At 69.6% G+C, this 15,118-nt stretch carries 11 protein-coding genes; 4 read left to right on the top strand and 7 right to left on the bottom strand.

Translation table 11 applies throughout. The annotated features are described in order from the left end of the window. Positions 1-93 precede the first annotated feature (93 nt). From eccCa to QI554_RS40745, 4 genes are all read left to right on the top strand, one after another. Positions 94-4,077, top strand: a complete 3,984-nt coding sequence (gene eccCa, locus QI554_RS40760) for a type VII secretion protein EccCa (RefSeq protein WP_281477912.1) — start codon at positions 94-96, stop codon at positions 4,075-4,077. Positions 4,078-4,255: 178 nt separating this feature from the next. Continuing rightward, the gene (locus QI554_RS40755; RefSeq protein WP_281477910.1) at positions 4,256-4,660 is read left to right on the top strand and encodes a WXG100 family type VII secretion target; all 405 of its coding nucleotides are present in this window, start codon (positions 4,256-4,258) and stop codon (positions 4,658-4,660) included. Beyond that, on the top strand, positions 4,660-6,744 hold the full coding sequence (locus QI554_RS40750) for a hypothetical protein (RefSeq protein ID WP_281477909.1): 2,085 nt from the start codon (positions 4,660-4,662) through the stop codon (positions 6,742-6,744). Before QI554_RS40755 ends, QI554_RS40750 begins: the two co-directional genes overlap by 1 nt. Continuing rightward, positions 6,744-7,328, top strand: a complete 585-nt coding sequence (locus QI554_RS40745; protein WP_281477907.1) for a hypothetical protein — start codon at positions 6,744-6,746, stop codon at positions 7,326-7,328. The genes QI554_RS40750 and QI554_RS40745 overlap by 1 nt, the downstream gene beginning before the upstream one ends. A gap of 74 nt (positions 7,329-7,402) precedes the next feature. Here the strand turns inward: QI554_RS40745 and QI554_RS40740 are convergent, their stop codons facing one another. The 7 genes from QI554_RS40740 to QI554_RS40710 all read right to left on the bottom strand — a co-directional run bounded on the left by QI554_RS40740 (position 7,403) and on the right by QI554_RS40710 (position 15,087). Beyond that, positions 7,403-8,677 (bottom strand): hypothetical protein, encoded by a 1,275-nt coding sequence (locus tag QI554_RS40740; RefSeq protein ID WP_281477905.1) that lies wholly within the window; start codon positions 8,675-8,677, stop codon positions 7,403-7,405. Between the two features lie 72 nt (positions 8,678-8,749). Further along, complete coding sequence (locus QI554_RS40735; RefSeq protein WP_281477903.1) at positions 8,750-9,472, bottom strand: hypothetical protein; 723 nt, start codon at positions 9,470-9,472, stop codon at positions 8,750-8,752. 4 nt (positions 9,473-9,476) lie between these two features. Next, a complete protein-coding gene (locus tag QI554_RS40730) occupies positions 9,477-10,847 on the bottom strand; it encodes a hypothetical protein (RefSeq protein WP_281477901.1) in 1,371 nt (456 codons plus the stop codon). Positions 10,848-10,914: 67 nt separating this feature from the next. Beyond that, positions 10,915-11,223: a hypothetical protein gene (locus QI554_RS40725; RefSeq protein ID WP_281477899.1), complete on the bottom strand. Its 309-nt coding sequence runs from the start codon at positions 11,221-11,223 to the stop codon at positions 10,915-10,917. A gap of 206 nt (positions 11,224-11,429) precedes the next feature. Continuing rightward, complete coding sequence (locus tag QI554_RS40720) at positions 11,430-12,854, bottom strand: S8 family serine peptidase (RefSeq protein ID WP_281477898.1); 1,425 nt, start codon at positions 12,852-12,854, stop codon at positions 11,430-11,432. Between the two features lie 51 nt (positions 12,855-12,905). After that, positions 12,906-14,546, bottom strand: a complete 1,641-nt coding sequence (locus QI554_RS40715; protein ID WP_281477896.1) for a WXG100 family type VII secretion target — start codon at positions 14,544-14,546, stop codon at positions 12,906-12,908. 43 nt (positions 14,547-14,589) lie between these two features. Further along, entirely contained in the window at positions 14,590-15,087 is a 498-nt protein-coding gene (locus QI554_RS40710) for a hypothetical protein (RefSeq protein ID WP_281477895.1), read from the bottom strand. Between the last annotated feature and the right edge of the window lie 31 nt (positions 15,088-15,118).

Below are 15,118 nucleotides of genomic sequence, written 5' to 3'. Positions count from 1 at the left end.
TTGGTGCCACGTCGATCCGCCGTATCGGGAGTTCTCACCACAAGTGTCGGGAACCCCTTGGTCCCGTTTTCTGGCGGATAGGACTGATCCGTTGTGACCGTGGTCATTGTCAAGCGACCGCCTCGGGTGCACCCGCCCGGCGTCCCCTCGGACGCGCTGTCTCTCGAATCGCCACCCGAGCTCGAACGCAAGCAGGAACAGAGCTGGATGGCCAGCCTGCTCCCGATGATGACGACGCTCGGGTCCGCGGGCTTCCTCTTCATGCCCGGCGCGAACAAGATGATGTTCGTCATGGGCGGCATGATGATGGTGTCGTCGATGGCGATGGTCGTCGCGAACATCGTGCGTGCGCGCAAGGGCAACTCGCCCGAACTGCTCGACGCGCGCCGCGACTACCTCAAGTACCTCGACCAGCAGCGCATCAAGGTGCGCCGCACCGCGAAGCGGCAGCGCAGCGCGCAGCTGTGGACCCACCCCGCGCCCGACCAGCTGTGGTCGGTCGTCGCGGGCGGCCGCCGCCTGTGGGAACGCCGCGCGACGGACGGGGACTTCGGGCAGATCCGGCTCGGCACCGGGCAACAGCGCCTGTCGACGCCGCTGGTGGCGCCCGCGACCGCGCCGCTGGAGGACCTCGAACCGCTGTGCGCCGACTCGCTGCGGCGGTTCATGCTCACGCAGTCGATGCTCGACGACCTGCCGATGGCGGTGTCGCTGCGCTCCTTCTACCACCTGACCGTCTCGGGCGACCCGGACACGGTGTACGGCGTGACGCGCGCGATGCTCGGGCAACTGACCGTGCTGCACTCCCCCGACGACATCGTCGTCGCCGCGGCGATCCACCCGTCGCACGCCGACCGCTGGGACTGGATCAAGTGGCTGCCGCACCTGCAGCACACGTCCGAGTCGGACGGCGCGGGACCGGTGCGCATGGTCGCCACCGACCTGGGCGAGATAGAGCGGCTGCTGGGCGACCACCTCACCAACCGCCCGCGTTTCGCGCAGGGCGGCGCGCCGGTGCTCGACCAGCCGCACGTCGTGGTGGTCCTGGACGGCGGGACGATCCCCGCGGGTTCGGTGCTCGCCGGCGCGGAGGGCCTGCAGGGCGTCACCATCATCGAGGTCGTCGCCGGTCCGCTTGACGAACTGCGCGGCGGGCTCGCGGTCATCGCCGAGCCGGACCGGCTGATCCTGGAAGCGGCGTCGGGTACCTCCTACTCCGGCCAGCCCGACCTCCTGAGCGTGGCCGACACCGAGAGCCTGGCGCGCGCGCTCGCGCCGCTGCGGCTGTCCGGCAACGACGGCGACGAACCGCTGCTGGCGAACCTGGACTTCACCGACCTGATGGGCGTCGGCGACGCCGCGTCGGTGGACATGTCGCGCACCTGGCGGCCCCGCCCGCCGCACGACAAGCTGCGCGTGCCGATCGGCCTCGGCGAGAACGGCGAACCGATCCTCCTGGACCTGAAGGAAGCCGCGCTCGAAGGCATGGGCCCGCACGGCCTCTGCGTCGGCGCGACCGGTTCCGGCAAGTCGGAGCTGCTGCGCACGCTGGTCCTCGGCCTGGCGATGACGCACAGCTCCGAGATCCTCAACTTCGTGCTCGCCGACTTCAAGGGCGGTGCGACGTTCCTCGGCATGTCGGACATGCCGCACGTCGCGGCGGTCATCACCAACCTGTCCGACGACCTCACGCTCGTCGACCGTATGCGCGACTCCATCACCGGTGAGCTCAACCGCCGCCAGGAGCTGCTGCGCGCGGCCGGCAACTACGCCAACATCCACGACTACGAGCGGGCCCGCACCGCAGGTGCCGCGCTCGAGCCGCTGCCGTCGCTCGTCATCATCATCGACGAGTTCAGCGAACTGCTCACCGCGAAGCCCGATTTCATCGACATGTTCATCCAGATCGGGCGTATCGGCCGATCGCTGGGTGTGCACCTGCTGCTCGCGTCGCAGCGGCTGGAGGAGGGCCGGCTCCGCGGCCTGGACACCTATCTGTCGTACCGCATCGGTCTGCGCACCTTCTCGGCCGCCGAGTCGCGCGCGGCGATCGGCGTGCCGGACGCGTACACGCTGCCGTCGGTGCCCGGTTCGGGTCTGCTGAAGTTCGGCACCGAGTCGATGGCCCGCTTCAAGGCCGCGTACGTGTCCGGCCCTTACCGCCCGTCGGGCCAGAGCCACCAACAGCAGGAAGGCGCGCCTCGGCCCGTCGCGTTCAGCAACGCGTGGACGCCCGAGGCGGCGTTCATCCCCGCGCAGAACAACGGCGCGCTGGCCGAGCCCGAGCCGGAGCCGGTCGCGCAGGAGCAGTTCAACGCGGCCCTCGCGGACACCGTGCTCGACGTCATCGTCAAGCGCATGGCCGGCCAGGGCCCGCCCGCGCACCAGGTGTGGCTGCCGCCGCTGTCCGAGTCGCCCTCGATGGACACACTGTTCGCGAGCCAGAACGTGCCGCTCACGCCGACGCCGGAGCGCGGTCTGTCGCCGGTCGGCTGGGGCGGCAACGGGCGGCTCGCGGCCCCGCTGGGCGTCGTCGACAAGCCGTTCGAGCAGCGCCGCGACCTGCTGCACGTGGACCTGTCCGGCGCGGCCGGCCACGTCCTCATCGTCGGTGGTACGCGAAGCGGCAAGACCACGCTGACCCGCAGCCTCATCACGTCGCTGGCGCTCACCCACACGCCCGGCGAAGTGCAGTTCTACTGCCTGGACTTCGGTGGCGGCGGTCTGCAGACGGTCAACGAGCTGCCGCACGTCGGCGGTGTCGCCGGCCGTCTCGACGCCGAGATGGTGCGCCGCATCGTCAGCGAGGTCTCCGGCATCGTCGACCGCCGCGAAGAGCTTTTCCGCTCGCACAACATCGACTCGATCACCACGTTCCGCTCGCGGCGCGCGCAGGGCCTGCTGCCCGACGAGCCGTGGGGCGACGTGTTCCTGGTGATCGACGGATGGCTGACCGTCAAGAACGACTACGAGGCGCTCGAGTCCGTCATCACCGAGATCGCCACGCGCGGTCTGGGCTACGGCGTCCACGTCGTCATCACGGCGGGCCGCTGGCCCGAACTGCGGCCGGCGCTCAAGGACCAGATTCAGACCCGTCTGGAACTGCGCCTCGGCGAGCCGATGGAGTCCGAGGTCGACCGCCGCATCGCCGTCAACGTGCCGACCGGCGCGCCCGGCCGCGGTCTCACCCCCGAGGGCCTGCACTTCCTCGCGGCGCTGCCGCGCATCGACGGCTCCTCGGACCCGGAGGACCTGGCCGACGGCTCCGCCGACCTGGTCGCGCACGTCAAGGCGGCCTGGCAGGGCAGCCCCGCGCCGCGCGTCCGGATGCTGCCGCGCATGCTGCCGTACGAGCAGCTGCCCGGCCCGGACGTGATGCCCGGACTCGCGGTGCCGATCGGCATCGACGAGACCCAGCTCGCGACCGTCTCGCTCGACTTCAACGCCGACCCGAGCTTCGTGCTGTTCGGCGAAACCGAGTCCGGCAAGAGCAACTTCCTGCGCATGGTCGCCCGCGGCATCTGCGAGCGGTACACGCCCGAGCAGGCCCGCATCATCGTGGCCGACTACCGGCGCTCGCTGCTGGGCGCGGTCCCGGAGAGCCACCTGCTGGTCTACGCGGCCGCCGCACCGGCGCTCCAGCCGGTCGTCCCGCAGGTCGCCGGCTCGCTGAGCCGCCGCCTGCCCGGCCCGGAGGTCACGCAGGAGCAACTGCGCAACCGCAGCTGGTGGTCGGACCCGGAGATCTTCTTCATCATCGACGACTACGACCTGGTGGCCACCAGCGGCGGCAACCCGCTCGCCCCGCTGCTGGAGTACCTGCCGCTGGCCCGCGACGTCGGCCTCCACCTCATCATCGCCCGCAGCTCCGGCGGCGCCAGCCGCTCGCTGTACGAGCCGGTCCTGCAGAAGCTCAACGACCTCGGCACGCCGGGCATGCTCCTCTCGGGCAACCGCGACGAGGGCGCCCTGATCGGCAACATGCGCCCGCAGCAACTCCCGCCGGGCCGAGCCCAGTTCTACTCCCGGCGCCGCGGCATCCAGATGATCCAGACGGCGTGGGTACCGTTCGACTGACCCGCAACCCGGCCCCCGGCGCCACTACGGCGCCGGGGGCCTTTCCATTTGCGCGACGGGGGAACGCGTACATGCACCCATGACCGGTGTCGCACCAGCGGCCCAAACAGCAACACTGCTTATAGATCAGGATAGTTGGCTAGTCTTGGCCACAGTTGTTCGAGACGGGGGGACGTCGATGAACCACGGCAACGACATCGATCGGGTTCTGAACGCACGGGCCTACGAGAAGGGCGCCGCACCACCACCGGCAACACACTTGTTGTCCGTGCCCGGGCCCACCGACGGCGGATTCAAGGTCACGCCGAACGGGCTTCGGGCCGCGGGAAAGATGGTTGGCGACCTGGGTGAGCGGGTCCGCAGCGCGGGTGTGGACCCGGTGCAGCTTCTGCTCGACTGCGCGAAGGGCCTGCACGGTTGGGACAGCGAGGCCGCCTTGCAGTACGCGTCGGAAACCTGGGGGCACCAAGTCGACGGATTCCGGGAGATCCTGTTCGAGCTCGAAGCCAAGCTCAACGCCACGGCCACCGCCTATGAGAAGGCCGACCAGGCAGCCGCATCGAGCATCCCGAAGGCGCAGTGATGCTGGGCGTCAACGACGTACTCCACGCGGACCTGGGAAAGCTGGCCACCGCAGCGGAGAGCTGGCGAAAGTTCGCCTCGGGTCTCCGTGAGATCACCACGCAGTTCGACGGCGACGTATCCATGGAACTCGGCAACTCGTGGGGCGGTCAGGTCGCCAACGAGCAGGTTCAGACCGAACTTCGGCTCACCCACGAGGACTTCGCGGCCGCTGTGGTGGAGGCCGACGCAGTCGCCACGTACCTCGACACGGCGGCCGTCGACTTGGTTACGGCGCAGCAGCGGCTGCGCGCCGCAATCGATGCCGTCGCCGCTGCCGGAATGACATGGCAGCAGGACTCCGTGGGTGGGCATTTCGCGGACATCCCTGGCGGCGTCCAGGTCACCTGGCCCGCACTGTCGTCGTCCGCACAGATGAACGACGCGGCCTTCAGCGAGTTCCAAAGAGACCGCGAAAGCACGGCGAAGCGGCTCGCCGACGACATCAGCGCCGCCCTCAACACGGCGCGGGAAGCGGACACCGCCCTGTCGGACGCGCTCCGGCGCGCGATCGGTGGTGTCGACGAACGGTTCAACGCGAACCCGCAGGCCGATCCGTACAGCGACGTCGACCGCGCCATGGCTCTCCTCAACAAGCAGTCGAACCTCAGCGACGCCGAACGCAAGGAACTGTTCGACCTGCTGCGGCGCAACGAGAAGAACGACCTCTTCGCCGAAGAGGTCATGCTCCGCGTCGGGCCCGAGAAGGTCATCGCGTTGTCCCAGGAGTACGCGAACGATTACAGCGCCGAAAACACGCTTGGCACGCTGCTCTCCTCGGCGAGCCCTCGATTGGCTCAGGACCCGGCATGGATGCTGCGCTTGGAGGACGCGGGGCGTGAAATGCACAAGGCCGGCGCTGGCTACGAGTACGGATACCAGCCACTGAGCCTGCTGTTCAGGAACGGTGGCTACGACCCGAAGTTCCTGTCCGTCGTCGGCGACGACATCATGGACATGGAGAAAGCCAACGGCGGAGGCCAGCTCTGGAACTCGGTGAACGGGCAGACCGATCCGATGAACAACCTCCTCGTCGGGCTGTCCAAGAGTCCGGAGGCCGCAACGGCGTTCTTCAGCCCGCGCACACAGGATCTCTACGGCGACCCGCTGGCCAAACCCGAGACCAAGGCCGATGCCCAGGCGCGCCTCGACTACCTCTTGAAGGCACGCAACATCGTGGGACCGGGAAACCCCGCGTACGGAGCCGACGAGATGCGGCCGCACCTCGACGCTTTGGGGGAAGCGTTGGTCGCCGCCACGACCGGGGAGGGGCGCCCCCGTACACGCGAGATGATGGACGTGCTGTCCAACGCCGTCGGAGCGATGGGGGGAACCGTGCCTCCGTACGTGCCTGATGTGATGAAGGACAGCGTGTCGGAGATGCTGGCGAAGAACATCGCATCCGTGCACTACGGGATCAGCCGTCCAGGACTTCCCGAGAACCCGCTGTATTCGAACAACGAGCCGATCGCCGGGTTCCACACGGGCGAGCTCACCCGGGTGATCTCCACACTCGGCGACAGCCCGGAGCACATGGGCAACCTGTACAAAGCCGAATCGGCGTTCATGGTATCGGGACTCGACGCGATCACCGCCCACGGCGGCATGCCGCAGACTCAGCCGGACTTCGTATCGTCGGCATCCCAGGTCTTCGGCGTGCTCGACAAATCGACCACGGACGCGATGCGCAGCGCGCAGCAGGAGCACGACGAGACGATCAACAGCACCGTCGACACCGCCAAATCCTGGGGGGAGTCGCTGGGGTCGAAACTCGTCGAAGGCATTCCCTGGGTGGGGCCGGCCGCGTCGGAGTACGTGGTCGCTCCGGTGCTGGACGAGCTGTTCTCCAGGGCGCAGGTCGACACCACGGACGCGACCACCCTCCAGATTTCCGGGACCTATGACACCACCCGCGAAAGTGTCCTGGCGCTGGCCGACGAATGGCGTAACAGCCGCCAGCCGAGCATGCCGAGTTTCGACGCCAGCGTCGCCAACGGGCTGAACGACGGGCACGACCACTACGAGTCCTATGTCAAGGGAAAGTGATGAATCGCCGCGCACACGTCTGGGCCGTCGTGGCGCTGCTCGTCCTCGGGCTGGCCGGCGGCGCCACGTGGATCCTCGCGTCACGGTCCAACGGTGACGCGCACACGAGCGAAGACTGGACAACGGAGGATGTCCCGTGCTGGGGGATGGTCACCTTCGAACAACTACAACCGCTGCTCCGACCCGGACACTATTGGGAGACCGGTGGGAAGGTGAAGTTCCAGTTCCCCTCCGGGCAGAGCGACTGTCAGCTCACCAGTGGAAACACACTCCTGACCTTTGATATCGGCGCTCGGTTGGTATACCTGCAGGGGACCGCCCGGGTTGGCGAGACGTCCTCCAACGACGGCCACGTGTACACGCCCTTCGGAGGCGGCCTGAACGGTGCGGTGAGTCTCCGTGAGGCCTGGGTCGAAGTTCCCCCGTGTCGACCAGGCGATGCATCGCACCTCGCAGAGTTGCGCGTCGACGACAAGCGCACAGTGGACCTGTCCGCCAAGCTTCGACCGGCCCTCGTCCTCCTCGCGAACGCGGCGTTGGACAAGGGCGGGTGCACTGAAGGGCGGCTCAACTACGCCCCGTGAACCTCCCGAGCCTCTGGCGCGGGCGGCCCAGGAAGTGCGGCCGTCCGCACGGTAATCCGTCGAGGTGCGGGAGCTCAGAGCAGGCCGGCCCGGCGCGCTGCGGCGTCGTCGCCGGTGCGCCGGGACCTGCCGCTGCCGAGCGGTTGGCAGCGCACCGGGGTGACGCGGGTGCCGTCGGCCAGGGCGACGACGCCGCCGTGGCGGACGTCGCCCGCGAAGAGGACGGTGTCGAGGTCGCGCAGTCGGGCGTCGCGCAGGGCGGCCCCGCTGCCGCCGCTCGGCAGGACGCCGCAGACCGCGTTGCCCGCGGCGCCGAGCAGTACCAGCCGGTCGAGTTGGGCCAGGCGCTGGACCTTGCAGTCCCATTCGCGCCAGGGATAGACGTCCAGCACGCGCACGACGCCGCGGTAGCCGTCGACGACGCCGTACAGCCACAGGCCGGCGAACAGTGTCACGATGAGGCCGAGCAGCACCAGCGCGATGGCCGCCCACGAGCCGTCGGCGAGCGCGGCCACGCCGAGGAGCACGATCAGCAGGCCCACGAGCGTGGTCAGGCCCGCGCCCACACCGACGGCGAGGGCACGGCCGCGCGCCGCCCGGAGTTGTTCGCCGCGGGACGGCAGCGGCCGTTCGACGACGCGGCCGCCTTGGTCGCCGGGGCCGTTGGTGTCCTGCGCCGCACCGGGTTCGGGGGCGGTGAACGCCGCGGCGAGCGCCGGGCCGACCAGGCCCGCGTCGCGCGCGCGGCTGTCGGCGGCGAAGTCCGCACCCACCGGCTGCGGGTTGACGGGCTCGACCAACTCCGGGTCGCCGCCGCCGGGAAGCGCGACGAGGCCGCCGAACCGCGGGTCTCCGGCGAACCACAGGCGGACCGTTCCGCCGGACGCGGCGGTGCCGTCGACGGCGGCGCGTACAGCCGTCCGCCGTGCGGGGCGGGCTAGTTCGGCGACGGTGGAGCCGTCGTCAGCGGTGAGGACCAGGGCCGGCTGCGGGACGGCCGCCGCGTCCTGGACGGTCCCGCCCGTCGCCGCGAACTCCTGCCACGGATAGGCGGCGGCGACCCCGGCCATGACCTCGGCCTTGCGCCACGACCGCCGTACCTGGCCGGCCGACGTGACCGCGGTGAGCGTGCCGAGGGCCAGGACCGTGCCGCCGCCCGCGACCAATGCGGCGCCGCCGGAGGTGATCAGGCGCACCACCAGGACGATCGCGAAGACAGCCCACAGCACGGCGATCGCGGTCGCGAAGCCGCGCCGACGGCGGGCGGTGGCGCGTGCCGCCGACAACGCCTGTGCGGTGGCCGGGGTTTCCTGGGCCGACGAGGGAAGCGCGGCTCCGTCAGCGGGCACGACAGGTTCCTCCTGCGGTCGCGTAGTTCCTGGTGCCCCGGCGCAACCGCCGGGGCACCGGGTGATGGTTCGTCAGCCCAGCACGTTCTTGATCGCGGCGACGACTCCGCCCGGCTCCGGCTCCGGGACCGGCGCCTCGTCCGGGAGGACGAAGGCCAGTTCGTTCGCGAAGTGGTACAGGACGTCACCGTAGCTCTCCGCGTGCTCGACGTGCGCGGTGGCCATGTCGAGCGTCGCGATGAAGTTCCCGTCGGGGAACGGGATGACGATCCGGGCCTGGGCCACCGAGCTGTTGCCGTCCTCGTCGATCGGCGCCATGCCGCCTTCGATCCCGGGATAGGTGAGCACGCTGGTGGCGGCCGCCGCGGGTCCCGCGCCGAGCGCCACCAAGCCGCCCGACTCGGGCCCGAACGTCCCTTCCATCAGGCGCAGAACGAGCGCCGCGACGTCCTCGGGCGGAAGACCCGGCGCCGGCGACTGCTCGACGGTCACCGACAACGCCGCGGTGGCCACGCCGCCCTGGTCGTCGAGGTGCGCGCCGATGGCGTAGAACACCGTGTTGTTCATGCGCATGCGCTCGATCGAGAACAGCATCGCCTGTACGCCCGTGGCCCAGTCGTCGGCCTGCTCCGGCGTCAGGTACTCCTTGCCGTCGTCGAACACGGCCTTCATGCCCTCGACGTCCGGATCGAGGTCGATGGGGATGAACCCCGTCGGCACCCGGAAACGCAGTTGCATGTCGGTCGTCTCGGGGGGCGCGTGGGCCCCGGCGTCCGGGGACGGGTCGAGGGTCACCCGTTCACCTCCGGATGATCGAGAGCGTGTCGCGGATCGTGTTCACCGCGCCGGGCGAGTTGAAGCCGTTCAGACCACCGTCGACCGCGGTCTTGTCGTTCTTGCTGCCGTAGATGCCGGTGTCGCCCATCATGTCGAGCGCGGCTTGGTAGGCGCCGAGCCCGGAGGCGGAGACGTCGGTGAACCGGGCCACGTTGGTGATCATGTTCGCGGCGTCGGAACCGATGAACGGCAGCGCGCCGCGCGCCGTGCGATAGCTGTTGACGGCGTCGACCGTGTACTCGCCCGCCTTCGTCGCGAGGGTGCTCGCGTCCGCGGTCAGGATGCGCGGCGCCACCGTACGCATCACACCAGGCAGGTTACGACCGGCCTCGATGGCCGTCCGCAGCGGACCGACGGCACCGGGCGCGTGGGCCGCCATGCGGACCGCACCGTTGACGCCGCGGGCCGCGATCCCCACGCCGGGGATCGCACCCAGCGCGTCGCCGCCGAGCGTCATGGCCGCACTCCAGAAGTCCCCGGACATCGGGCCCTTCTTGAGGCCCTGCCACGTCTCCGGATCGGCCGCGTGGAAACCGAGCGCACCGGCGCTGAGCGCGGTCGACGCGAGCATCAGCGGGACGAACGCCGCGCCGCCCGTACCGATGATCAGCGCGATGGTGCCGAGCACGGCCGCCGCGAGCGCCAGCGCGTTGCCGATGTCGCCCAAGTGGTCCTTGACCCACCCGAGCGCCCTGCTGAACAAGCCGGGTTTGTGGGGCGCGATGTCATCGGCCGAGTCGAGCTGGCCGGCGACCTTCTTCGCGTCGTCGTCGTGCCGCTGCTCGAGCTCGTGGGCCTGGCGGATCACGGCGTCGTACGCGTCACCGGCCGCCTTGACCGCCTTGTCGGCCTCGACGAGCGCGCCCTGTGCGGTGTTGTAGCGCGTCTGCATGTTGGCCAGCTGGGCGTCCGTGTCCGCCTTCTGACCGGCGAGCTGGAGGTCCGGGTTCTGCTGCGCGGTGCCGTACGCCTGCTGCGCCCCGTCGAGCTTCTCCTTGGCCGCCTTGGCGTCACCGTCGAGACGCTTGGCGTCGCTCTGGAAACCGCCGAGGTCGCCCTGCCATCCCGACAGGGCCGCGATGGCCTTGCCTATGGACTCGACCGCCGTGTCGAGCCGCTTGGGCAGCTTGTCCGACATCTCCTTGCGGAACTTCTCGGCCGCGTCGCCCTTCCAGACCGTGCTGTCGCTGCGCTTGACCACGTCGATGCCGCCCTTGGCGTCCTCGAGCGCGGTCTTGGCCTTGGTGAGCATGTCGACCATGTGACTGACGGTCTCGACCGAACCCAGCGCCGGGTTGAAGCCGAGGTTCACGTACGGATTGGGTGGTGCCACGAAAATCCCCCGATCTCGGCGCCGGCGCGACGAGTCCGCTGCCCGCCGCCGCTTCGCCGCAGGCCGCTTACTTCTTGTCGCCGCCGGTCTGCGTGAACAGGTCGGCCAGCGCCTTCTCTATCTCCTCGTAGTTCTTCATCGCGTCGTCCAGGCCCTTGAGCGTCGACTCGATGTCCTTGTGGATCTGGTCGAGTCCGTACTTCCAGTGCTTCTGGAAGTCGTTGCACGCGTCGTCGAGCTTCTTGGTCCCGACGTTGTCGGCGCCGCCCGTCGAGTGCATCGCGGCCATCGCATCGCGCATCGACTGCTCAGCGGTGTTCAGCTTCGTGATCATCGCGCGCATCTGGTCGATGTCGACCTGGTACATGGAACCCATGTGCCAACCACCCCCGTGGTTAGGCGCCACTCCCCACGGAGCGGCGCACCGGCTGATCCGCCCCGGGACCCGGGGCGCCGGTTCCCCGCCCGGCGGCGGGAATTCGCGCATGCTATCGAATTGCCGCTCCACGTAAGCCCGTTGGCCCCCTCCAACAAGCACGAGACCCGCACCCAACCGGATGCGGGTCTCGCGGAAATCGTCGCTTAACGGGCGTACGGACCTTGGCCGCCACCTTGGTACGGCGGCCCGGGAGGCGGCTGCGGCGGCTGAGCCCCCGGCCACGGCGGCTGCTGCGGGTAGGCCGACTGCGGGAACGGAGTCGTCGGCTGCTGTTGCTGGTACGCCGGCGGCGGCCCCGAACCGGGCGGCGGGGGCGGCTGGTTGCCGTTGTTGCGACGGCGGACGACCAGCCAGATGACGAGAGCAACAACCACAACGGCGCCACCGGCGATGCCGGCGATCAAGCCGACGTTCGAACCGCCGCCGTCGGACGAGTCCTCCTTGACGCCGTTCGACGGGCTCGTCGCATGCGGCGCACTCGGCACGGCACTGCCCGGCGGCGGAGCCGCGCCACTGGCCGCAGCGGACGGCGCCGACGACGGCGCCGCTGCCGGCTTGTCACCGCGCACACCGACGAGCGGATTCACATCAGCGGGCCCCGGCGGGTCGGTCGACTGAAGTGCCTTGCGCGGACTGACGTTCCCGTAGCCCTGCTGGTCATTGGGGACCTGGCCCGGCGGCTTGTTGGCGGTGTCGATCAGCCGCTTGATGACCTGGTTCGCCGTCCAGTCGGGGTGGGCGGACCAGACGAGGGCGGCGATGCCGGAGACGAGGGCCGAAGCTGCCGACGTGCCGGTCGTTTTGCAGTATCCGACCTGTCCACCCGGCCCTGTGCACGCGGAAATCTGGTCGACACCGGGAGCGGCCAACGCCACCCAGTTGCCGGTCACCGATCCTGACCAAACCGCGCCAGTGTGGTCGTACCCACCAACACCCAACACGCCGGGGAACGCCGCCGGGTACGTGGCGCCTGGGCCGAGGGACTCGGCGCGGTTGCCCGCGCTCGCGACGACCAGTTTGCCTTTCGACTGCGCGTACTTCACCGCGTCAGCTTCCGTCTTGTCCGGCGCGCCCTGGCTGCCCATCGACACGTTGATGATCTTCGCATCGGTGTCAGCCGCTGCCTTGATGGCGGCGGCGATGTCGGCAGTCAGTGCCAGTTTGCTCGCGCTGCCGGCCACCTTGACCGGGATGATCTTCGTCTTCGGAGCGACGCCCACCGGTCCCTGACCACTTTGGCTCTTGCCGGTGCCCGCGATGTGGCTTGCCATGTGCGTGCCGTGTTGGTCCTGTGCGTCGTCACCACTGCCCAACGGGCCAGGCAGAACCTGGCCTTGCAGGTCCTCCGTGTTCGCGTCGACGCCGGAGTCGACCACAGCCACGCTGACGCCGTCGCCCTGCGAGATCTTCCATGCGTCGGCGATGTTCCACGTATCGAGGTACCACTGCTCTTGACGGGGTGTGTCGGCTTGGGCCACAGAAACCGGCCCAAGCACTACTGCGACCGTTGTTGCCACCGCCGCCGCCGCATTCAAAGGGCGGCCTACGCGCCCGAACTTGCTGACCACGTAGTGCCGCCCCTTCATTGAACGCAGAGAAGTCGATTCTTGCCTAGGTCGTCAGCCGATCACCGGAGGCACGATGTCGCGGCCATGACCTTCCCACGTCTCTTCGTCTTCCTCGAGGTAGTCGGCCCGCTGGCGACGACGGCGCTGCGCCTCGGAGCTGCCGGATCCACCGCCCATGCCACCACGCATCGAACTGCCGGAACGACCGCCGCCTTCGGGCGCGCCGCCGGGTCCGGTACGCGGAGCGCTGGACCCGCCGAGGCCCGAACGTAGGCCTGAGCCGCCGGACGAGAACGACCGTCCGGAGCCCCCGACACCGCCCGAGCCGCCGACCATGCCGCCGGAGCTGCCGGTCGCGAGGCGGTTGCCGCCGACACGGCCGCCACCGCCACCTCCCCCGCCGACTCCGCCGCCACCGCCGCCGCCGTGCATGCCACCGCGGCCGCCTGAGGTGCCACCGGTGCTGCCGCCGCGTTCGGTCGGCGTCCCGCCGACCACGCCGCCGCCCTGCCCGGTGCCCGTCGTGAAGCGGTTGCCGCCCGTGCCGGGACGCGCGCCGAGTTCGCTGCCGGCCACTGAACCGCCGCCGCCGACCCGCCCGCCGCCGAAACCGCCGGTCGAACCGCCGCCCCGCACGGAGCCGCCGCCGGACGAACCGCCGACCACTCCGCCGCCGGGCTGGTATCCGCCGCCGGGCGTGAGCAGTCCACCGCCGGGCCCGTAGTTGTTGCCGGGACCCACAGTGCCGCCGCCCGGCGGATTCGTGCCCGGGTTCTGCCAACCGGGGCGGGGGTCGGTGACCGTTCCGCCGCCGCTCAACTGACCGCTGCCGGCCAGGCTCGTGTCGGACGGCGGCGCAGGCTGATACGGCGTGACGGGGCCACCCGTGACAGGGGCGCCGCGGTTGACCGTCCCACCGTGCCCTCCAGGGCCGCCGGGTGTCACATCAGTCCTGCTCGGCGGCGCGCTGCCGACGACACTTCCCTGGCTGCCGCCCTTGACCGAGCCGCCGGTGCCACCGGTGCTCTTGCGGACCGAGCCACCAGTTCCGTTACCCCCGTCAGAGGCAACGAACTGGGACTGATCTTCGAGACGCACCCCGTAAGGATTCGGCGGCGGCCCGTAGTCCGGCAGCCGAACGCCGTCGATGGTCGACGTCTGCGCCTGGTACGTCGACCCCAGCTTCTGCATCGCGTTCACGGCTTCGTTGTGCGCCGCCTCGAGCCGGGTCTTCGCCGCGTTGACGTCCTGGTCGAGCTGTGCGGAGGCGACCGGGTCGGTCGCCCTGTCCATCGACCGCGCCTTCAGCATGGTGGGGCTGGTCATGTCCTTGACGTACGACTGGTCCGCATGGTCGAGCGGCGGCAGCTTGGTCTGCGCGATCTGCGTGCCGATGTCGTTGACGGCCGTGCTCACCGTCATGACACCGGAGGCGACGGTGTGCGTGTTGTTGACCAGCCCGGTCGTCCACTGCTGGAACTGATCGGCGGAGGCGCCTTCCCAGTCCAGGTTCGCGGCGTGCTTGCTCAGCTCTTCCGCGGCCTGCGTCATACGCCGGCTGATGCTCGCCAGCTTCGTCGCGGCGTCGGTGACCGCCGACGCGCTGTTGCTGCTGAACATCTCCAGCAGTTGCTCATGCGTGTACTGGCTGAAGTCGGTGCCAGACCAGCCGCCGCCGTCACTAGGAATCATTGCCGCCACCGCCCCCTGCGCTGCGTAGTCTTCACCATTGCCGTCAGTCCATCTTCACGCGCGGAGAGGTGGGCGGCGGCGCGGTCGTCGTCGGCTGACCCGCGGTCGGAGTCCCTGGCGCGGAGGGGAACTGCGCCTGGTACTGGCCGAGGATCTTCCCGAGCGCGTCGCGGTTGTCCTGGTCCGCTTCGGCGGCCTTGTTCACCGACATCTTGATCGTCAGGTGCATGGCCTCGATCTGCAGCTGAAGCTTGGTCGCCAGCTCTTTGACGCGTTCCGACACACGGTCCGTCGCGCCTTGGACGATCTGTGCCTCAAGGAAGTTGCGGCCGTACGCCTCGGCGTGCACGTCCTGCACGGCCGACTTGTCGACCGGCGCGTGCGAATCCTTGGTCAGATCGTCCAGGATGCCGTTGATGGTCTTCGCGAAGGTCTCTAGTCCCTCGAGCTGGACCCGCATGCGCTCGGCGCGCATCGCCGCTTGATCTTCAGGTGGCAGCATGTGTGCTTTCGCCTCCCCCGTTGGAAGCTCGTCGTTCACGTGGCGCGACTACTGTGCATTGTAGCCACTC

It is taken from the genome of Yinghuangia seranimata (assembly GCF_029953285.1).
Classification (GTDB): Bacteria; Actinomycetota; Actinomycetes; order Streptomycetales; family Streptomycetaceae; genus Yinghuangia; species Yinghuangia seranimata.
The sequence above is the reverse complement of the archived record's forward strand: the minus strand, read 5'-3'. Positions and strand labels throughout refer to the sequence as shown.